This is a genomic window from Tabrizicola sp. T74 (genome assembly GCF_057219935.1).
Window position 1 is genome coordinate 265706 of record NZ_JBXVVT010000003.1, and the last position, 19132, is coordinate 284837.

At 64.3% G+C, this 19132-nt stretch carries 19 protein-coding genes; 16 read left to right on the forward strand and 3 right to left on the reverse strand.

What is annotated here, in order from left to right; translation table 11 throughout:
* Positions 1-15 precede the first annotated feature (15 nt).
* The 14 genes from nuoH (at position 16) to AC2EAL_RS10855 (ending at position 14015) form a co-directional block, all read left to right on the forward strand.
* A complete protein-coding gene (gene nuoH / locus AC2EAL_RS10790; RefSeq protein ID WP_484724219.1) occupies positions 16-1053 on the forward strand; it encodes an NADH-quinone oxidoreductase subunit NuoH in 1038 nt (345 codons plus the stop codon).
* Between the two features lie 2 nt (positions 1054-1055).
* A complete protein-coding gene (locus tag AC2EAL_RS10795; protein WP_484724220.1) occupies positions 1056-1727 on the forward strand; it encodes a hypothetical protein in 672 nt (223 codons plus the stop codon).
* Complete coding sequence (nuoI, locus tag AC2EAL_RS10800) at positions 1724-2218, forward strand: NADH-quinone oxidoreductase subunit NuoI (protein ID WP_484724221.1); 495 nt, start codon at positions 1724-1726, stop codon at positions 2216-2218. Before AC2EAL_RS10795 ends, nuoI begins: the two co-directional genes overlap by 4 nt.
* Positions 2218-2643: a carboxymuconolactone decarboxylase family protein gene (locus AC2EAL_RS10805; protein WP_484724222.1), complete on the forward strand. Its 426-nt coding sequence runs from the start codon at positions 2218-2220 to the stop codon at positions 2641-2643. The genes nuoI and AC2EAL_RS10805 overlap by 1 nt, the downstream gene beginning before the upstream one ends.
* Positions 2640-3248, forward strand: a complete 609-nt coding sequence (locus tag AC2EAL_RS10810) for an NADH-quinone oxidoreductase subunit J (RefSeq protein WP_484724223.1) — start codon at positions 2640-2642, stop codon at positions 3246-3248. The genes AC2EAL_RS10805 and AC2EAL_RS10810 overlap by 4 nt, the downstream gene beginning before the upstream one ends.
* A 96-nt stretch (positions 3249-3344) precedes the next feature.
* Entirely contained in the window at positions 3345-3860 is a 516-nt protein-coding gene (locus AC2EAL_RS10815) for a hypothetical protein (RefSeq protein ID WP_484724224.1), read from the forward strand.
* A complete protein-coding gene (gene nuoK, locus AC2EAL_RS10820) occupies positions 3857-4162 on the forward strand; it encodes an NADH-quinone oxidoreductase subunit NuoK (RefSeq protein WP_295075016.1) in 306 nt (101 codons plus the stop codon). The genes AC2EAL_RS10815 and nuoK overlap by 4 nt, the downstream gene beginning before the upstream one ends.
* A 181-nt stretch (positions 4163-4343) precedes the next feature.
* Positions 4344-6650, forward strand: coding sequence for an NADH-quinone oxidoreductase subunit L (gene nuoL, locus AC2EAL_RS10825; protein ID WP_484724225.1), 2307 nt, complete (start codon positions 4344-4346; stop codon positions 6648-6650).
* A 12-nt stretch (positions 6651-6662) separates the two neighbouring features.
* On the forward strand, positions 6663-8216 hold the full coding sequence (locus AC2EAL_RS10830) for an NADH-quinone oxidoreductase subunit M (RefSeq protein ID WP_484724226.1): 1554 nt from the start codon (positions 6663-6665) through the stop codon (positions 8214-8216).
* Positions 8213-9649, forward strand: a complete 1437-nt coding sequence (gene nuoN / locus AC2EAL_RS10835) for an NADH-quinone oxidoreductase subunit NuoN (protein ID WP_484724227.1) — start codon at positions 8213-8215, stop codon at positions 9647-9649. The genes AC2EAL_RS10830 and nuoN overlap by 4 nt, the downstream gene beginning before the upstream one ends.
* Positions 9639-10385 (forward strand): biotin--[acetyl-CoA-carboxylase] ligase, encoded by a 747-nt coding sequence (locus AC2EAL_RS10840; protein WP_484724228.1) that lies wholly within the window; start codon positions 9639-9641, stop codon positions 10383-10385. The genes nuoN and AC2EAL_RS10840 overlap by 11 nt, the downstream gene beginning before the upstream one ends.
* A 69-nt stretch (positions 10386-10454) precedes the next feature.
* Positions 10455-11228, forward strand: coding sequence for a type III pantothenate kinase (locus AC2EAL_RS10845; RefSeq protein WP_484724229.1), 774 nt, complete (start codon positions 10455-10457; stop codon positions 11226-11228).
* Positions 11225-12895 (forward strand): ribonuclease J, encoded by a 1671-nt coding sequence (locus AC2EAL_RS10850; protein ID WP_484724230.1) that lies wholly within the window; start codon positions 11225-11227, stop codon positions 12893-12895. The genes AC2EAL_RS10845 and AC2EAL_RS10850 overlap by 4 nt, the downstream gene beginning before the upstream one ends.
* 136 nt (positions 12896-13031) lie before the next feature.
* Positions 13032-14015 carry a hypothetical protein gene (locus tag AC2EAL_RS10855; RefSeq protein WP_484724231.1) on the forward strand — a complete coding sequence of 328 codons (984 nt, stop codon included), beginning with the start codon at positions 13032-13034 and terminating at the stop codon, positions 14013-14015.
* A gap of 5 nt (positions 14016-14020) precedes the next feature.
* On the opposite strand, the gene AC2EAL_RS10860 is transcribed toward AC2EAL_RS10855, so the two are convergent.
* Positions 14021-15679: a DEAD/DEAH box helicase gene (locus AC2EAL_RS10860; RefSeq protein ID WP_484724232.1), complete on the reverse strand. Its 1659-nt coding sequence runs from the start codon at positions 15677-15679 to the stop codon at positions 14021-14023.
* Between the two features lie 220 nt (positions 15680-15899).
* Between AC2EAL_RS10860 and AC2EAL_RS10865 the strand changes: the two genes are divergently transcribed.
* The gene (locus tag AC2EAL_RS10865) at positions 15900-16292 is read left to right on the forward strand and encodes a hypothetical protein (RefSeq protein WP_484724233.1); all 393 of its coding nucleotides are present in this window, start codon (positions 15900-15902) and stop codon (positions 16290-16292) included.
* Here AC2EAL_RS10865 and AC2EAL_RS10870 read toward each other — a convergent pair.
* Positions 16265-17065 carry a hypothetical protein gene (locus AC2EAL_RS10870; RefSeq protein ID WP_484724234.1) on the reverse strand — a complete coding sequence of 267 codons (801 nt, stop codon included), beginning with the start codon at positions 17063-17065 and terminating at the stop codon, positions 16265-16267. The two genes, AC2EAL_RS10865 and AC2EAL_RS10870, sit on opposite strands and share 28 nt — an antisense overlap.
* Complete coding sequence (locus AC2EAL_RS10875; protein ID WP_484724235.1) at positions 17065-18660, reverse strand: peptide chain release factor 3; 1596 nt, start codon at positions 18658-18660, stop codon at positions 17065-17067. The genes AC2EAL_RS10870 and AC2EAL_RS10875 overlap by 1 nt, the downstream gene beginning before the upstream one ends.
* A gap of 108 nt (positions 18661-18768) precedes the next feature.
* Here AC2EAL_RS10875 and AC2EAL_RS10880 point away from each other — a divergent pair, with 108 nt between their 5' ends.
* Positions 18769-19128: a SnoaL-like domain-containing protein gene (locus tag AC2EAL_RS10880; RefSeq protein ID WP_484724236.1), complete on the forward strand. Its 360-nt coding sequence runs from the start codon at positions 18769-18771 to the stop codon at positions 19126-19128.
* The last annotated feature ends 4 nt before the right edge of the window (positions 19129-19132 follow it).

Here is a 19132-nt window from a genome sequence, read left to right on the forward strand (position 1 = left end):
GGATGAGGGACTGACATGGACGGGTTTCTTGCCACGGGGTTCGGGACGGCGGTGCTGATCGCGGCGCAGTCGCTACTGATCGTGGCCTTCGTGATGATCAGCCTTCTGTTCCTCGTCTACGGCGACCGGAAGATCTGGGCGGCGGTGCAGATGCGGCGGGGACCGAACGTGGTGGGCCCGTTCGGCCTGCTGCAGTCGGTCGCCGACGCGCTGAAATATGTCGTCAAGGAGATCGTAATCCCGGCGGGCGTCGACCGTCCGGTGTTCTTCCTGGCCCCTATGCTGTCCTTTGTCCTTGCGATCCTCGCCTGGGCGGTGATCCCCTTCGATGACGGCTGGGTGCTGGCCAACATCAACGTGGCGATCCTGTTCGTCTTCGCCGTCTCCTCCTTGGAGGTCTATGGCGTCATCATGGGCGGCTGGGCCTCGAACTCGAAATACGCCTTCCTCGGGAGCCTCCGGTCGGCGGCACAGATGATCTCTTACGAGGTCTCCTTGGGCCTGATCATCATCGGGGTCATCATCTCCACCGGGGCGATGAACTTCGGCGCCATCGTGGCCGCGCAGGACGGGGACTGGGGCCTGTTCAACTGGTACTGGCTGCCGCACCTGCCGATGGTGTTCCTGTTCTTCATCAGCGCGCTCGCCGAGACCAACCGCCCGCCCTTTGACCTGCCCGAGGCCGAATCCGAACTCGTCGCCGGGTTCATGGTGGAGTATTCCTCGACCCCCTACCTTCTGTTCATGGCCGGCGAATACATCGCGATCTTCCTGATGTGCGCGCTGATCAGCCTCCTCTTCTTCGGCGGCTGGCTCTCGCCGATCCCGGGGCTCGCCGACGGCTGGTGGTGGATGGTCGCCAAGATGTGGCTCTTCTTCTTCATGTTCGCCATGGTGAAGGCCATCGTCCCCCGCTACCGCTACGACCAGCTGATGCGGATCGGCTGGAAGGTCTTCCTGCCCATGTCGCTGGCTTGGGTCGTGATCGTGGCGTTCCTTGCGAAATTCGAAGTGCTTGGCGGCTTCTGGGCCCGCTGGGCGGTGGGGGGGTGAGGATGCACAGCGTCCTTGCGATAGCTTCGACCGTATCCTTTGTGCATATGGCACAGGCGGATGTGGCGACAACTCAGCGTCTTGTCGACGCACACTGGTCTCTGGCTGAAACCCGATGCCCGGTCGAGGCGGAGGCATTTACCAAGCCGGAGGCTGACCGCTTCCGTGCCATCGTTGAAAACAAGCTGGAAGTAGAAGGCCTTGATCGCATCTGGAACGATTCATTGGATGGCTGGGAAGACGCTGGGCGGCCATATAACGCCGACTATCATGGCTTGGCTTTCGTTGCGCTGGCTGACATTCAATCCGACCTCATCGCAGAGTATCTCGGTTATCTCATCACCGGAAAACTCGAGGGTCACGAAACCGATCCCGCAATGCTTTTCGACTCGGCGCGCGCCAGCACCGAACTCTTGAAGTGCCTCGCCCCCGATGACGGTGAGCTTTCAAAGTTTGCTGTCAGCAAAGAAAAGAAAAACGCGCTGTTCCTTGAGGCTGCGAAGGTGCTCGAATGCAGCAACTGGATAAAGACAAGTGAAGCGTTCCTGGCGGCTGATATGGCACAAGCAGGTAAGCCAGAAATGGAAGCGCACTTGTCATCACTATATTTTCGGGTCTTTCAGGCCCAGGACGAACGAGAGTTCAAGCGGTGCGAAGAGGAGTACCTGCAATGACCCAAATCGACTGGACCCGCGCCACGAAGTATTTCCTGCTGATGGACTTCATCAAGGGCTTCGGCCTTGGGATGAAATACTTCTTCGCGCCGAAGACCACGCTGAACTACCCGCACGAGAAGGGGCCGCTGTCGCCCCGTTTCCGCGGCGAACATGCGCTGCGCCGGTATCCCAATGGCGAGGAACGCTGCATCGCCTGCAAGCTCTGCGAGGCGGTCTGCCCGGCGCAGGCGATCACCATCGACGCCGAACCGCGTGAGGACGGCAGCCGCCGGACCACGCGTTACGACATCGACATGACCAAGTGCATTTACTGCGGCTTCTGCCAGGAGGCCTGCCCGGTCGATGCCATTGTCGAAGGCCCGAACTTCGAATTCTCGACCGAGACCCGGGAAGAGCTGTTCTACACCAAGGAAAAACTCCTTGAGAATGGCGCCCGCTGGGAAGCCGAGATCGCCCGCAACCTTGAAATCGACGCGCCGTATCGCTGATGACCGACGACTTCGCCAAGATGTTTTCCGCCTGGATGGAGCAGGGCCAGAAGATGGCCCAGGCTTTCGTGCCGGGCATGGAAACCTTCGACGCGAAGGCGATGGAGAAGTTCTTCCCGGCCATGCCGAAGGAACTCTTGGAGATGTGGTTCGGCAAGACCTTCAACCCGGAAGGCCTCGACGCCCGGACCCGGTTCCTCGTGACCATCGCGGCGCTGACGGTGCTGGGCCCGGTGGGTGAGCCGCAGCTGCGGATGACGATCAAGAACGGCCTTGCAGCCGGGGCCACGAAACGCGAGATCGCGGAAGTGATCTGGCAGATGTCCATGTTCGGCGGCCTGCCCGCCACGCAGAAGGCGCTTGAGGTGGCTCAAGCCGTCTTTGCCGAGACCGCCGAGAAGAATGCAATGGAGAAAGACGCATGACCGTCTTCAGTTTCGCCTTCTACATGTTCGCTTTCACCACGGTCGCCTCGGGCCTGATGGTGACGCTGTCGCGGAACCCGGTGCACTCGGTCCTCTGGCTGATCCTGGCGTTCCTGTCGACCTCGGGCCTGTTCGTGATGCTGGGGGCCGAGTTCGTGGCGATGCTGCTGGTGATCGTCTACGTCGGCGCCGTGGCGGTGCTGTTCCTGTTCGTGGTCATGATGCTCGACATCGACTTCGCGGCGCTGAAGGGGGAGTTGGCGCGCTACATGCCCTTGGGTCTGCTAATCGCCGTGGTCCTGCTGATGCAGGTCGCAATCGGCGTCGGCGTCTGGGATGCGGCGGAAAACCGCGATGCGCTGCGCCAGGCGGTCACGCCAACCGAGATCGAGAATACTCGCGCGCTGGGGCTGATCCTTTACGACAAGTACTTCCTGTTGTTCCAGCTGTCCGGCCTGATCCTTCTGGTGGCGATGGTCGGGGCTATCCTGCTGACCTTGCGGCATCGCAAGGACATCAAGCGGCAGAACGTGCTGCAGCAGATGTGGCGCGACCCGGCCAAGGCGATGGAGCTGAAGGACGTCAAGCCGGGGCAGGGGTTGTGATGGAGGCGGGCTGAAGCCCGACCTACAAGGCGCTTAGGACGGGCTTCAGCCCGCCAATGAACGTAAAGGCCGAACGGCCGACGAGGGAACAAGACGATGGTGAAATGGAAGCAATCGGTTGGTGCGAAGGCAGCGTTCTGCGCCGCATTAACAGCAATCGTCGCACTTCCTGCCGTCGCGCTGGATGTCAATCAATGTTCTGAAGCTGCCGACATCATGGCCCCGCACGCAGCGGAGGGCGACTACGAAGATTTCGGGCATTCCCTGATCGCATATCAGCACGGGGGATGCGTCGATGGCGGATGCTGGAACTTCGTTACCTTCGTGCATTGCCGCTCAGGCGAGACGATTGACGTTGATGTGAAGATAAATTCCCGCAGTGATGTCGCGTTGGGCGTGATCCGCGACGCAGTAGCATCGAACACCCGCTACACATTCACTGATGTTAAGGGTTTGCTTGCCGAAGCCGGTTTTGAGTCCGACCTCACCGTTGCCGACCAAGAGATATGTGCCTGCAAGGCCTTGTACCCGAATGACCGCCGCGGCAAGACGCCCTACGTCTACGTGCCGTTGATTCAAGACTCGCGGTCAGCGAATGGAGATGACGAATGATCGGACTTGAACATTACCTGACGGTGGCCGCGGCGCTGTTCGTCATCGGGATCTTCGGGATCTTCCTGAACCGGAAGAACGTGATCGTCATCCTGATGTCGATCGAACTGATGCTTCTGGCGGTCAACATCAACCTCGTCGCCTTCTCCAGTTTCTCGGGCGATCTGGTGGGGCAGGTCTTCACCATGTTCGTCCTGACCGTCGCCGCCGCCGAGGCCGCGATCGGTCTGGCCATCCTGGTCGTGTTCTTCCGCAACCGCGGCACGATCGAGGTGGAAGACGTCAACGTGATGAAGGGCTGATCCGGATGGGAACGGCCAAGGAGCGACGCACCCTCGCAGGGATGAGGGTTGTGAAGGAAGAAAACGGCATCGTCTTCTTGCGGTGCATCCACTGCGACTGCTCTTACCCCGTTCCGGCGGGGGTGGAGGAGAAGATTACCTGTAAGGCACCCGGTTGCCTTGAGAAACGGCGGGCTTGACCATGGCAACGATCATCCTCTTCGCTCCCCTGATCGGGGCCATCATCTGCGGCTTCGGCTGGCGGCTCATCGGCGAGAAGGCCGGGCAGGTTATTGCCACCGCGCTGATCTTCCTGGCCGCCGCCCTGTCCTGGCAGATCTTCCTGACCTTCGACGGCGAGACGCAGCGCATCGTCCTGATGCGCTGGATCGAATCCGGCACGATGGGCTCGGAATGGGCGATCCGCCTCGACCGGCTGACCGCGATCATGCTGGTCGTGGTGAACTCGGTCTCGGCGCTCGTCCACCTCTACAGCTTCGGCTACATGGCGCATGACGACAACTGGCGCGAGGGCGAGCATTACAAGGCCCGCTTCTTTGCCTACCTGTCGTTCTTCACCTTCTCGATGCTGATGCTGGTGACGTCGGACAACCTGGTCCAGATGTTCTTCGGCTGGGAAGGCGTGGGCGTCGCGTCCTACTTGCTGATCGGGTTCTACTACCGCAAACCGTCGGCCAATGCCGCCGCGATCAAGGCCTTCGTGGTCAACCGCGTCGGCGACTTCGGCTTTGCGCTTGGCATCTTCGCGCTGTTCTACCTGACCGACTCGATCCGGTTTGACGATGTCTTTGCCGCCGCCCCGGCGCTGGCCGAGACGAACCTGACCTTCCTCTGGGGCGAGTGGAACGCGGCGAACCTGGTGGGCGTGCTTCTGTTCATCGGCGCGATGGGCAAGTCGGCGCAGCTGATCCTGCACACCTGGCTGCCGGACGCGATGGAGGGCCCGACGCCGGTCTCCGCGCTGATCCACGCGGCGACCATGGTGACCGCCGGCGTGTTCCTCGTCTGCCGGATGTCGCCCCTGTACGAATATGCGCCTGATGCCTCGTCGCTGATCGTGGTGATCGGGGCGCTGTCGGCCTTTGTCGCGGCGACCATTGGCCTCGTGCAGAACGACATCAAGCGCGTGATCGCCTACTCGACGATGTCGCAGCTCGGCTACATGTTCGTGGCCGCCGGGGTTGGCGTCTATTCGGTGGCGATGTTCCACCTTTTCACCCACGCCTTCTTCAAGGCCATGCTGTTCCTGGGCGCCGGTTCGGTGATCCATGCGACGCACCACGAACAGGACATGCGCAACTATGGCGGGTTGCGGAAAAAGATCCCGCTGACCTTCTGGGCCATGCTGATCGGCACACTTGCGATCACCGGCGTGGGCATCCCGCTGACGCATTACGGCTTTGCCGGTTTCCTGTCGAAGGACGCCGTCATCGAGAGCGCCTGGGTCGGCTCGGGCTTCGCCTTCTGGCTGCTCGTAGTCGCGGCCTGCTTCACCAGCTTCTATTCCTGGCGGCTGATGTTCCTGACCTTCTTCGGGGAAAGCCGGACGCATGGTCACGGACACGACGCGCACGGCCATGGCCACGGCCACGAAGCGCACGGGCATGATGACCACGGCCACGGCCATCACGAGCCGCACGAAAGCCCGATGGTCATGCTGATCCCGCTGGGGGTCCTGGCGCTGGGCGCGATCTTCTCGGGGATGCTGTGGTACAAGGTCTTCTTCGGGGACGAGACCGCAGTGCGGAACTGGTTCGGCATGGAAGCTGCCGCCCACGGCGAGGCACATGGCGACGCGCATGGCGAGGTTGCCGCCGCCAACACCGAAGGCGAGACCCAGACCGCAGAGGCTGCCACCACCGAAGCCGCGCCTGCGGAACCGGCAGCGACCGAGGACCATGCCGCGACCGAGGCTGCCCCGGCTGACGGGCACGCCGCCGAGGGCCATGCCGCAGGCGTCGCGCCGAAGGGTGCGCTGCTGATGCTGCCCTTCACGCCCGAGGAACAGGCCGTGGTCGACAGCCGTCTCGACGCCGACAAGGTGGCGAAGTCGGAACACGCGCCCACCACGATGATCAACGCGGCGCATCTGGTGCCGACCTGGGTCAAGGTCTCGCCCTTCGTCGCGATGCTGATCGGCCTTGCCGTGGCCTGGCTCTTCTACATCAAGGACCCCAGCCTGCCGCGCCGCCTGGCCGCGCAGCAGCGCCCGCTGTACCTGTTCCTTCTGAACAAGTGGTACTTCGACGAGCTTTATGACTGGATCTTCGTCCGCCCGGCCAAGTGGCTGGGGGCCTTCCTGTGGAAGAAGGGCGACGGCAATGTCATCGACGGGTCACTCAACGGTGTGGCGATGGGGATCATCCCGATGCTGACCCGCCTCGCAGGCCGCGCGCAGTCCGGCTACCTGTTCCACTACGCCTTCGCGATGGTGCTGGGGATTGTTGCCCTCGTCACCTGGATGACGCTGTTCGGCGGCGCGAAGTAAGGGGCGCGCACAATGGAAAACCAACTCCTCTCGATCATCACCTTCCTGCCGCTGGTCGCGGCCTTGATCCTCGCGCTTTTCATGCGGGGCGACGATGCGGCGGCCCGGCAGGGGGCGAAGTGGCTTGCGCTCTTCACCACCTCGGCGACCTTCGTCATCTCGCTGTTCATCCTGTTCCGGTTCGATCCGTCGAACACCGGCTTCCAGTTCGTCGAGGAACGGGAATGGATCCTGGGCCTGACCTACAAGATGGGCGTCGACGGGATCTCGATCCTGTTCGTGATGCTGACCACGTTCCTCATGCCGATCACCATCTGGTCGTGCTGGAACGTCGAAACCCGCGTCAAGGAATACATGATCGCCTTCCTGGTGCTGGAAACGCTGATGCTGGGCGTCTTCTGCGCCCTCGACCTCGTCCTCTTCTACCTCTTCTTCGAGGCAGGCCTCATCCCGATGTTCCTGATCATCGGCATCTGGGGTGGCAAGGACCGCATCTACGCGGCGTTCAAGTTCTTCCTCTACACCTTCCTTGGGTCCGTCCTGATGCTGGTCGCGATGATCGCGATGTATCTGGATGCGGGGACGACCGACATCGTGAAGCTCTTGGCGCATGACTTCGGGCATGAGACGTTCAGCCTCCTCGGCTTCCAGGTCGTGGGGGGCTTGCAGACCATGCTGTTCCTGGCCTTCTTCGCCAGCTTTGCCGTTAAGATGCCGATGTGGCCGGTCCATACCTGGCTGCCCGACGCCCACGTGCAGGCCCCGACCGCAGGGTCCGTGGTGCTGGCCGCGATCCTTCTGAAGATGGGCGGCTACGGCTTCCTGCGCTTTAGCCTGCCGATGTTCCCGGTGGGGTCCGACGTGATGGCGCCGCTGGTCCTGTGGATGTCGGCCATCGCCATCGTCTACACCAGCCTCGTCGCGTTGGCGCAGACCGACATGAAGAAGCTGATCGCCTATTCCTCGGTCGCCCACATGGGTTACGTGACAATGGGTATCTTCGCCGCGAACCAGCAGGGTATCGACGGTGCGATCTTCCAGATGCTGAGCCACGGCTTCATCTCGGGCGCTTTGTTCCTCTGCGTTGGCGTCATCTACGACCGGATGCACACGCGCGAGATCGACGCCTATGGCGGGCTCGTGAACCGGATGCCGGCTTACGCGCTGGTGTTCATGTTCTTCACGATGGCGAACGTGGGCCTGCCAGGCACCTCGGGCTTCGTTGGTGAATTCCTGACGCTGATGGGTATCTTCCAGGTCAACACCTGGGTTGCCGCCGTGGCCACCACCGGCGTGATCCTGTCGGCCGCCTATGCGCTGTGGCTCTACCGCCGCGTCGTCTTTGGCGATCTCATCAAGGAGGCGCTGAAGTCGATCACCGACATGGACCGGCGCGAGAAGGCGATCTTCGCCCCTCTGATCGCAATGACCCTGATCCTGGGCGTCTACCCGAGCCTGGTGACCGACATCATCGGCCCCTCGGTTTCGGCGCTTGTGACCGACTACCAGGCCGCGCTGCCCGCTGACGATGCGGCGCTGGCCCTGAACGAAGGACATTCGGAATGACCTCCGCCGATTTCCAGACCCTGCTGCCCGAGATCGTGCTGTCGGGCTACGCGATGGCCGCGCTGATGGTGGCGGTCTACACCACCAAGGACAAGCTGGCTGCGACGCTCGTCTGGGCGACGGCGGGCCTCTTCGTGGCGCTGGCGCTTTACATCGGCGGCACGGGTGAGGGCGAGCGGACCGTCTTCAACGGCCTTTTCACCGATGACCCCTTCGCGCGGTTCGCCAAGGTGACGATCCTTCTCTCCGCTGCCGCCGTGCTGGTGATGAGCCAGGACTACATGACCCGCCGCGACTTGCTCAGGTTCGAATATCCGCTGCTCGTCACCCTGTCGGTGGTGGGGATGATGGTGATGGTGTCCTCGGCCGACCTCATCACCCTCTATATGGGCCTCGAACTGCAATCGCTGGCGCTTTACGTCATCGCCTCGATCCGCCGCGACAGTGCCAAATCGTCGGAAGCGGGCCTGAAGTACTTCGTCCTCGGTGCGCTGTCCTCGGGTCTGCTGCTGTATGGTGCTTCGCTGGTCTACGGCTATGCCGGGACGACCCAGTTCGCGGGCATCCTGTCGACGGTGCAGGACGGCGTGCCGCTGGGGCTGCTGTTCGGCCTCGTGTTCATGCTGGCGGGTCTGGCCTTCAAAGTATCGGCCGCGCCGTTCCACATGTGGACGCCGGACGTCTACGAAGGCTCTCCCACGCCGGTCACCGCCTTTTTCGCCACTGCCCCCAAGGTCGCCGCGATGGCGCTGATCGCGCGGCTGGTGCAGGACGCGTTCGGCGGCATCCCGGGCCAATGGGGCCAGGTGCTGGCGGCACTGGCGGTGGCTTCGATGTTCCTCGGCGCCGTGGCGGCCATTGGCCAGCGCGACATCAAGCGGCTGATGGCCTATTCCTCCATCGCCCACATGGGCTATGCGCTGATCGGGCTTTGTGTCGGCACGGCCTACGGGGTGCAGGCGACGATGATCTACATGGCGATCTACGTCACGATGAACGTCGGCACCTTCGCCTTCATCCTGTCGATGGAGCGGGACGGCCGCCCGGTGTCGGACATCGCCGGCCTGAACCAGTTCGCGAAGAAGGAGCCGCTGAAGGCGCTGGCCATGCTGGTCCTTCTCTTCTCCCTCGCCGGGGTGCCGCCAATGGTCGGCTTCTTCGGGAAGTTCTACGTCCTGAAAGCCGCCGTCGACGCGGGCTGGGTCTGGCTCGCCGTGGCCGGGGCCGTGGCTTCGGTGATCGGGGCGTTCTACTACCTGCGCATCGTCTACTTCATGTACTTCGGCGCGGAGCAGGAACCCGTCGACAGCCGCATGGCCCCGGTGCAATGGGGCATGCTGGTGGCGGTGGCCGCGATAATGGTCCTTGGCATCGTGAACCTCTTCGGGATCGAAGCCCCTGCGGCAATGGCCGCCGAAGCGCTTGTCCGTTGACAGTGGGGCAGGGCGGATCGTCCTGCCTGAGATCGACAGCACCAACGCCGAGAGCTTCCGGCGCGCTGCAAGCTTGGCCCGCCCGACCTGGATCCTTGCCGGGGTCCAGACCGCAGGTCGAGGCCGCCGCGCAAGGCCCTGGTCAAGCCCGCCGGGCAACTTCCACGGCACCCTCGTCCTGCACCCGACGGAACCGCCCGAGACGGTGGCGCTCCGCTCCTTCGCCGCCGCCCTCGCTCTGCGCGACGCTTTTGTCCAGCTGACCGGCCTGCCGCAAAGCTTTGCGCTGAAATGGCCGAACGACGTCCTCTGCAACGGCGGCAAGATCGCGGGGATCCTGTTGGAGAGCCAAGGCCTGAACACCCCCGAGGCGACGCTTTGCATCGGCATCGGAGTCAACCTGATCGCCGCCCCGGACGCGTCCCAGGTGGAACCCGGGGCCGTGCCGCCCGTCTCGCTCCTCCATGAAACCGGCCTGAAGATCACCCCTGAAACCTTCCTCGACGCCCTCGCCCCCGCCTATTCGGCCTGGGAGGCCACCTTAACGACCGAAGGCTTCGGCCCCCTCCGCGCCGCCTGGCTCTCTCACGCCGCCCGCCTTGGGCAACCGATCCGCGCCCGCACTGGGACGGAGACGCGCGAGGGCACGTTCGAAACGATCGACGCCACCGGCAACCTGATCCTGCGGACCCAAGCCGGAACCCTTGCCATCCCCGCCGCCGAGGTGTTCTTCTAACCCGCGCGCGCCCCGCGCCGATTTTTCGCAGAAAAATCGTGGCCCGCGCCCGAACTGACCGGAGCCCAAATGCTTCTCGCCATCGATTGCGGCAACACCAACACCGTCTTCTCGATCTGGGACGGGACGCGCTTCCTTGCCACCTGGCGCATTGCCACCGACCACAAGCGCACGGCGGATGAATACTTCGTCTGGCTCTCGTCGCTGATGACCCTGACCAGCACCTCGGTCACTGTGACCGAGGCGATCATCTCCTCCACCGTCCCGCGCGTCGTCTTCAACCTGCGCGTCCTTTGCGACCGCTACTTTGGTTGCCGTCCGCTGGTGGTGGGCAAGCCCGACTGCAAGCTGCCGGTCGCGCCCCGTGTCGATCAGGGCACCACCGTCGGCCCCGACCGGCTGGTCAATACCGTGGCAGGTCACGACCGTCACGGTGGCGACCTGATCGTCGTCGACTTCGGCACCGCGACCACCTTCGACGTCGTTGACACCGACGGCGCCTATATCGGCGGGGTCATCGCGCCCGGGGTGAACCTGTCGCTTGAGGCCTTGCACATGGCCGCCGCCGCCCTGCCGCATGTCGATGTGGCAAAGCCTGTGAAGGCCATCGGCACGAATACGGTGGCCTGCATGCAGTCCGGCGTGTATTGGGGCTACATCGGCCTCGTCGAGGGCATCGTCCGCGAAGTGCGGCGCGAACGCGACCGGCCGATGAAAGTGATTGCGACCGGGGGCTTGGCCTCTCTGTTCGCGCAGGGAACCGAGCTATTTCATTCCATCGAGGACGACCTGACCATGCACGGCCTCGTCCTGATCGACGCATACAACAAGGAACACCCATGAACCGCCTCATCTACCTTCCCCTCGGCGGCGCCGGCGAGATCGGCATGAATTCCTACGTCTACGGCTATGGGCCGAAGGGCAAGGAACGGCTGATCCTGGTCGACGTGGGCGTGGCCTTTCCCGACATGGACACCTCGCCTGGGGTCGACCTGATCCTGCCCGACGTCAGCTGGCTGCATGACAAGCTCGACCGGCTTGAGGCGATCTTCATCACCCATGCGCATGAGGACCATATCGGCGCGCTTGCCCCCCTCTGGCCGCAGCTGGAGAAGAAGGTCTACTGCCGCCGCTTCACCGCGACCATCGGGCGGCTGAAGTTCGAAGAGGCGGGCCTGCCGGTTGACCAGATCGTCACGGTCGAGCCGCGGCCCGCGACCGTGGAAGTGGGGCCGTTCAAGGTGCAGTTTGTCCCGGTGTCGCATTCCATTCCGGAAAGCTCTGCCCTGGTGATCGACACGCCGGCAGGCCGCATCTTCCATTCCGCCGACTTCAAGATCGACCACAACCCGGTGGTGGGCGAGGCCTGGGACGACGCCCGCTTTGCCGAGATCGTGGCCGAACGCCCGGTGAAGGCGATGACCTGCGACAGCACCAACGTGTTTTCCACCCATGAGGGCCGGTCGGAATCGACCCTGGCCGAACCCCTGACCGAGCTGATCCGCAGCCGCACCGGCATGGTGGTGGCGACGACCTTCGGGTCGAACGTGGCGCGCCTGAAGACGCTGGCCGAGGCTGCGAAGGCCGCCGACCGGACGATCTGCGTCCTCGGCCGGTCGATGAAGCGGATGCTCTCGGCGGCAGAAGAGGCGGCGGTGCTGTCCGGCTTTCCGAAGACCGTCAGCCCGGAAGAGGCGCTGGAAGTACCCCGCCGCAACCTGATGCTTCTGGTGACCGGGTCGCAGGGCGAACGCCGGGCGGCCTCGGCGCAGCTGAGCCGTGGCAAGTACCTGGGGATCGAGATGAAGGAGGGCGACACCTTCCTCTTCTCTTCGAAGACCATCCCGGGCAACGAACGCGACGTCCTGCGGGTCTGGAACGCGTTTTCCGAGGCCGGCGTGCAGGTGATCGACGACCAGGGCGGCAAGTATCACGTCTCGGGCCACGCGAACCGCCCGGACCTCGAACATGTCCACCGCCTGATCCTGCCCGACATGCTGATCCCGATGCATGGCGAACACCGCCACCTGTCGGAACATGTCCGCATCGCCACCGAAAGCGGCATCCCGGCGGCGGTGGCGCCGAACGGGACGATGCTGGACCTGACCGGCGACGTGCCCGAGGTCGCGGAATATGTCGAAACCGGTCGGCTCTACCTGGACGGCACCGCGCTGATCGGCGCGCTGGACGGGGTGGTGCGCGACCGGATCCGGATGGCGCTGAACGGGGTGGTCACGGTCACCCTGATCCTCGATGAGACCGACACCCCGATGGGCGAGCCCTGGGTGGAACTGATGGGCCTGCCGCCAACGGGCCGGGGCGAGCGTCCGCTGGTCGAAACGATGGAGACCGACCTCGACGAGGTGATCGGGCGGCTTGGTCGCAAGGTGATGGCCGACGACGACAAGCTTGAAGAGGAAATCCGCAAGGTCGTCCGCCAGGTCGCGATGGAGGAAATCGGCAAGAAGCCCGAGGTCACCGTGGTGATCAGCCGGCTGATGGCCGAATAGGCCGGGGAGCGGTCAAGATTCCCTACTTTGCAGCCGTGGGTGGCTGAGGCTTGATGGCGGGCAATCGCGCGTCGCGGCTTGCTTCGGGCGACTGATGCCGGATTGAGCTGACGGTCGTTTCCCGGGGAGACACGCCTTGATCGATACCGCCCCTCTCCGCCCCTCACGCCGCTGGTGGCTGGTCGGCCTTGCCCTCCTGGTGGTGGTTGCGGCGGCTGTCTGGATCGTCCGCGCGGCGCTCTGGCCCTGTGGGGCGCTGGACCGGACCAGCGACTGCGTCTCCAGTGTCACGCTGGATGTGGCTGCGCTGGGTCTCAGTCCTGCGGATACCTACGTCGAAGCGCGCAATCTTGACCTTGGGCCGGATGCGGGTGTCGCCCTGGTCGGGCTGAAGACTCTCAAGGATGGGGAATGGCGGGTTCTTCTTGCGGTGTTCGACGCAGGCAGCGGCCAGCCAGTCAGGGTTTTGTCCGAGACCACCGGAGCGGAGCCCTGGATGGGCGAGATTGCGCTGTCCCCGGATGCCAGCCTCGCCGCGGCCGTGATCAGCCAGGGCGGCAGTACGGCGCTGGAGGTCTATCGGCTGGCCGATGGCAGTCTGGTGCGCCGACTATGGGAGGACGCTTCGTCGGGCCGGGATTGCGTCTCGATGCTGGATTTCGGCGCGGACGGCCGCATGCTGCAATGCTACACTCTGGCTCATGACCTTGAAACGGGGGCCACTGAATCCCTGGTCGATGACAACGGCGATTTCCGTTTCCCGATCCTTGCTGCCTTTTCGGCCATGGGGACCAGAGCGCCGGATGGCACGGACGTCCGGCTGGCGGATCTGAACGCCGGGCTTGAGCTTTTCGACTCGCTGCAGCGGGCGTTCTTCGCGTCCGACAGCCAGGGCCTATTGAGCCTGCGGATCGCCCATGGCACGAACCGGGGGCAGCGGCTGTACACGCCTCTCGGGTTCCGGCGCATGGCGGCTGTCACGGTCTGGGATGGCCAGACGCTGGAAATCCAGCGCGAGTTCTACGCGAACCAACGCTATCGCTGGGCCGCCTGGTCGCAGGACGCAAAGCTGTTCGGCCTGCTGACCAGCGATCTGCGACTGGACATCTTTACCCGCTAGGGGCGTCAGCCCTCGGTGCCGGTGGCGGCGACCTCTTCGACCTCTTCGGTCGGGGTCGAGGCCTTCAGCGCGAAACTCCGCAGGATGAAGTCGGGGACATGGTCACCCATGCCGATCACCGACGGCCCCAGGTCGCGGTCGCGGCGGTAGTCGCGCCGATCCTCACGCGGCTCGCGCGGTTCCCGACGCTCGCCCCGGTCCTCGCCCCGGCCATCGCGGCGACGGTCGCCGCCCCGGTCCCCGCGGTCGCCCCGGTCAGCCCGGTCGCCGCCCCGGTCGCCGCGCGGCTCGCGACGTTCCTCCCGGCGCTCCTCGCGGCGCGGCTCGGGCTGGGCCTCTTCGACCTCGGCCTTCGGGGTTGCGACCAGCGGCTCCATCGGGGCCACCTCGTCATGCGGCTTGACCGGACGGTCCCGATCCCGGTCCCGGTCGCGCCCACGCCCGCCACGGTCGCGGCCCTTGCGGTCCTCGCGCGGGGCGCGGTCCGGGCGGCTGTCGCTGGTCGAGGGCTCATAGCCCTCGGGCGCCTGACCACGCGGAATCTCGGCCTTGATCAGGCTTTCGATGGCCTTAAGGTACTTGTCGTCAGAGGGCACGGCGATGGTGAAGGCCTTGCCGAGACGCCCCGCCCGACCGGTGCGGCCGATGCGGTGGACGTAATCCTCGGGGTGCGAGGGCACGTCGAAGTTGAAGACATGGCTGACGGCCGGGATGTCGAGGCCACGGGCGGCCACGTCGGACGCCACGAGCAGGTGCAGGGTCCCGTCGCGGAAGGCATCCAGCGTCTTCATGCGTTCGGACTGCGCCAGGTCGCCGTGGATCGGGGCTGCGTTGAACCCATGCGATTTCAGGGACTTCGCCACCACGTCCACGTCCATCTTCCGGTTGCAGAAGATGATCGCGTTGGTGCAGGCCTCACCCTCGGCCTTGATGAGCGCCCGCAGCATGGCGCGCTTGTCGCCAAAGCTGCGGTCCTTTTTCGCGGGCGTCACCTGGATCAGCGCCTGGGTGATCGTGGTCGAAGTCGTCGCCTGCCGCGCCACCTCGATCTTGGCGGGGTCCTTCAGGAAGGTCTTGGTGATCCGCTCGATCTCGGGCGCCATGGTGGCCGAGTAGAACATCGTCTGCCGTTTCGGCGGGGTCAGGGTGAAGATGCGCTCGATGTCCGGGATGAAGCCCATGTCGAGCATCCGGTCGGCCTCATCCACCACCATGATCTGCACGCCGGTCAGCAAAAGCTTGCCGCGCTCGAAATGGTCCAGAAGGCGGCCCGGGGTGGCGATCAGCACGTCGACGCCACGGTCGATCAGCTTGTCCTGCTCGCCAAAGGCCACGCCACCGATGAGGAGCGCCTTGGTCAGCTTGGTATGCTTGGCATAGATGTCGAAGTTCTCGGCCACCTGGGCGGCAAGTTCGCGTGTCGGCGCAAGGACCAGGCTGCGCGGCATCCGGGCGCGGGCGCGGCCCTGGCCGAGAAGCGTGATCATCGGCAGCGTGAAGCTTGCCGTCTTGCCGGTGCCGGTCTGGGCGATGCCCAGCACATCACGGCCTTTCAGCGCCTCGGGGATCGCTTGGGCCTGGATCGGTGTGGGGGTTTCATAGCCGGCTTCAGTGACGGCCTGCAGCACGCGCGGGTCCAGCGCGAGGTCGGAAAATTTGGTCATTAGCGTCCTATAGATGCGGTATCGGACCGCATGGATGATGGGACGCAAGTTTCCGGGCGCCCCGGCGTCTCGGCCCCTGTGGCCGCGAGATCCGCGCATAGCGGAAATCGCCCTGACGGTCAAGTCGGAGGCCGTGGGGATGGACCGACGGGCCGGGATCGACTAGGCTTACCGCCATTGACGGCACAGATTTTTCGATTCCATTTCTTTCAGGTGCATGATGACCAAGGCTTTTGTGCTGGCCGGGCTTTTCCTGGCCATTGCGCCGCCCGTCGCGGCAGAGACGTTACAGTGTCAGACGGGTTGCCGGACCGAGTATCAGCTGACCTCGGTATCAGACACGCGACGTTACGGCATCCTCATCGCCGCGCCCGATGCGGGGTGCCGACATGTCCGGTTCCGGGTCGAGGATGAGCGCGACATCTTCCTGGGCCAGACCCCGCCGCTGGCGCCTGGTGAGCTGGCCGTCGTCCGGATCAGCCAGGGCTTTGCAGAAGGTGTCCATCTGCTGACGATCGACGCGGAAGGCTGCGACGCCGGCCCGGCGGCAACCCGGCGAGTAACGCTTGCCAAGCAGTCGCCCGATCACGGCTGGCGGTCGGTGTCGGACTGATCCTCAGTCCCCTCGTCCCGGCCTTGGCGCGCCTCGCGCATCAGTCGGATGCGGCGGAACAAGGTCCGGGGGTCGGCGTTCAGCCGGTCCAGCAGGTGGCAGGCCAGGGGGCCCGCGACCGGGTCCTGCATCGCCTCTTTCCAGATCGGCGCCAGAAGATTGCGGTCGAGCCCGCCGCCCGTCATGCCGAACCGCTGCATCCCCATCGGCAGGGGCGACCCCTTGGGCGGCTTGCGCTTGAACGGAGTGTCCGAAGCGGTGCCGGAGAAGAGCCGCTCGAACTCATAAAGTTTCATCAACGAGAACAGGATGTTGAGCGACTGCCCGATCCGGCGCTGTGCTTCGGTCTCGCCATGGTCGGCAAAGGTGATGATCGACGAGATCAGCCAGCGGCCGGGCAGTTCCGCCATCAGGGCGGGGCCTTCCTCTTGCCAGACGCGGCGGAAGAGGGCGGGGGCGTGGTCGGGAAAGGTTTCACGACGCAGGTGCACGATCAGGTCGGCGTTCAGCACCGCAAGCTCCGACTTGCCCGCAAGTTCCTGCCGCAGCTGCAAGAGCTTGCGCAGGTAATGCGAGCGGCGCTTCGGCAGGTCGGGTTCGGTCAGCGGAACCTTCTCGTCCCGCAGTTCGGCAAGGTCGACGTCCAGCGGCGGCAGGCTTTCGTTGCGGCCGTACAGCACCGGCCCGCGGCGGCCTTGCCAGGTGGCGATGACGCTGTCGGGCGCGCCGGGATAGGTCAGGTCCTTGTCATCCTCGGGCCCCGGGGCGGTCATCAGACCATCATCTCCTTCGTCGCGGTCAGGCGGACAGCCGGATAGTCGCGCACCACGCGGTCGATGTCCCATTGCAGGCGGGTCAGGAACACCAGGTCCCCGTCGCTGTCATGCGCGATATGGCCCTTGTTGACGTTCACGAGCTTTTCGATCTCGGCCTTGTCGCCGGATATCCAGCGGGCTGAGGTGAAGTTCGATCCCTCGAACCGGACGGGCAGGCTGTATTCCTGCTCGATCCGGCTGGCCAGCACGTCGAACTGCAGCGCGCCCACGACGCCGACGATATAGCCCGAGCCGATCATCGGCTTGAAGACCTTGGCCGCGCCTTCTTCGGCGAACTGGGTCAAGGCCTTTTCCAGGTGCTTGGCCTTCATCGGGTCCAGCGCGCGGATGGTCTGCAGAAGTTCCGGCGCGAAGGAAGGGATGCCGGTGAAGCGCAGGGTTTCGCCTTCAGTCAGCGCGTCGCCGATGCGCAACTGGCCGTGGTTCGGGATGCCGATGATGTCGCCGGCCCAGGCTTCCTCGGCCAACTCGCGGTCGGCGGCCAGGAACAGGACCGGGTTGGTGATCGACATCGGCTTTTTCGAGCGGACGTGATGGAGCTTCATGCCGCGTTCGAAGTGGCCACTGGCGAGGCGGACAAAGGCCACCCGGTCGCGGTGTTTCGGGTCCATGTTGGCCTGGACCTTGAAGACAAAGCCGGTGACGGCGGGTTCCGACGGGTCGATCTGGCGTTCGGCGGCCTTCTGCGGCTCGGGCTCGGGCCCGTATTCGCCGATGCCGTCCATCAGTTCCTTCACGCCGAAGGAGTTGATGGCGGAGCCGAACCAGATCGGGGTCATCGAGCCGTTGAGGAAGGCGGTGCGGTCGAAAGCGGGCAAAAGCTCGCGCGCCATCTCAAGTTCTTCATGGAACTTCGACAAGAGGTCGGCGGGGATATGTTCGGCAAGCTTCGGGTCGTCCACGCCGGAAATCTTGATCGACTCTGCCACCTTGTTGCGGTCGGCACGGTCCATGATTTCCAGCCGGTCGTGCAGAAGGTCATAGGCCCCGATGAAGTCGCGCCCCATGCCGATGGGCCACGACGCCGGGGTCACATCGATCGCCAGATTCTCCTGGATCTCGTCGATGATGGTGAAGGTGTCGCGGCTTTCGCGGTCCATCTTGTTGCAGAAGGTCAGGATCGGCAGGTCGCGCAAGCGGCAGACCTCGAACAGCTTCCGCGTCTGGGACTCCACGCCCTTGGCCCCGTCGATCACCATGATCGCGGCGTCCACGGCGGTGAGGGTCCGGTAGGTGTCTTCCGAGAAATCGCTGTGGCCGGGGGTGTCGACCAGGTTGAAGCGGTAGGTGCGGTAGTCGAAGGACATGGCCGAGGCGGAAACCGAAATCCCGCGATCGGCCTCGATCTTCATGTAGTCCGACCGCGTGCGCCGCGCGTCGCCCTTGGCGCGGACCTGGCCCGCCATCTGGATCGCGCCCCCGAACAAGAGGAACTTTTCGGTCAGCGTGGTTTTCCCGGCGTCGGGGTGCGAGATGATCGCAAAGGTCCGGCGGCGGGCGATTTCGGGGGGCAGGGCGGCACGATTTGTCATCCGCCCCCTATAGGCTGGGCCGCGTTCCGCCGCAACAGAACTGCGGGCTTGCGCGACTCGCGCGGCGGGCGCAGGATGAGAACATTAATAGAACATGCGGAGGATGCGATGACATTGAAAGAGATTGCCGATGAGTTGGTGGCCGGCTGTCGCGAGGATCGGACGCGGGAAAACCTGGACAAGCTCTATGCCGCCGATGCGGTGTCGGTGGAGCCGAGCGACATGGGCGGCGGGCGTGAGACGGTAGGGCGTGCCGCGATCCACGGCAAGCATGACTGGTGGGAGGCGAATTTCGACGTGCCCGCGTTGAAGGTCGAGGGCCCGTTCCTGCATGGCGATGACCGTTTTGCCGTGATCTTCGAGATGGAAACGGTGAACAAGGCCAATGGTGAGAAGCGCAAGGACCGCGAGGTCGGGGTCTACCATGTGGAAGGCGGCAAGATCGTCCGGGAGGAGTTCTTCTACTGACCCG

What these genes read in the sequence shown, in the direction of transcription:
- AC2EAL_RS10815 (WP_484724224.1), top strand. Translation starts at nt 3,345, where the DNA reads ATGGTGAAATGGAAGCAATCGGTTGGTGCGAAGGCAGCGTTCTGCGCC.
- AC2EAL_RS10850 (WP_484724230.1), top strand. Translation starts at nt 11,225, where the DNA reads ATGAACCGCCTCATCTACCTTCCCCTCGGCGGCGCCGGCGAGATCGGC.
- nuoH (WP_484724219.1), top strand. Translation starts at nt 16, where the DNA reads ATGGACGGGTTTCTTGCCACGGGGTTCGGGACGGCGGTGCTGATCGCG.
- AC2EAL_RS10830 (WP_484724226.1), top strand. Translation starts at nt 6,663, where the DNA reads ATGGAAAACCAACTCCTCTCGATCATCACCTTCCTGCCGCTGGTCGCG.
- AC2EAL_RS10865 (WP_484724233.1), top strand. Translation starts at nt 15,900, where the DNA reads ATGACCAAGGCTTTTGTGCTGGCCGGGCTTTTCCTGGCCATTGCGCCG.
- AC2EAL_RS10875 (WP_484724235.1), bottom strand. Translation starts at nt 18,660, where the DNA reads ATGACAAATCGTGCCGCCCTGCCCCCCGAAATCGCCCGCCGCCGGACC.
- AC2EAL_RS10860 (WP_484724232.1), bottom strand. Translation starts at nt 15,679, where the DNA reads ATGACCAAATTTTCCGACCTCGCGCTGGACCCGCGCGTGCTGCAGGCC.
- AC2EAL_RS10810 (WP_484724223.1), top strand. Translation starts at nt 2,640, where the DNA reads ATGACCGTCTTCAGTTTCGCCTTCTACATGTTCGCTTTCACCACGGTC.
- nuoK (WP_295075016.1), top strand. Translation starts at nt 3,857, where the DNA reads ATGATCGGACTTGAACATTACCTGACGGTGGCCGCGGCGCTGTTCGTC.
- AC2EAL_RS10795 (WP_484724220.1), top strand. Translation starts at nt 1,056, where the DNA reads ATGCACAGCGTCCTTGCGATAGCTTCGACCGTATCCTTTGTGCATATG.
- nuoL (WP_484724225.1), top strand. Translation starts at nt 4,344, where the DNA reads ATGGCAACGATCATCCTCTTCGCTCCCCTGATCGGGGCCATCATCTGC.
- nuoI (WP_484724221.1), top strand. Translation starts at nt 1,724, where the DNA reads ATGACCCAAATCGACTGGACCCGCGCCACGAAGTATTTCCTGCTGATG.
- nuoN (WP_484724227.1), top strand. Translation starts at nt 8,213, where the DNA reads ATGACCTCCGCCGATTTCCAGACCCTGCTGCCCGAGATCGTGCTGTCG.
- AC2EAL_RS10845 (WP_484724229.1), top strand. Translation starts at nt 10,455, where the DNA reads ATGCTTCTCGCCATCGATTGCGGCAACACCAACACCGTCTTCTCGATC.
- AC2EAL_RS10880 (WP_484724236.1), top strand. Translation starts at nt 18,769, where the DNA reads ATGACATTGAAAGAGATTGCCGATGAGTTGGTGGCCGGCTGTCGCGAG.
- AC2EAL_RS10870 (WP_484724234.1), bottom strand. Translation starts at nt 17,065, where the DNA reads ATGACCGCCCCGGGGCCCGAGGATGACAAGGACCTGACCTATCCCGGC.
- AC2EAL_RS10805 (WP_484724222.1), top strand. Translation starts at nt 2,218, where the DNA reads ATGACCGACGACTTCGCCAAGATGTTTTCCGCCTGGATGGAGCAGGGC.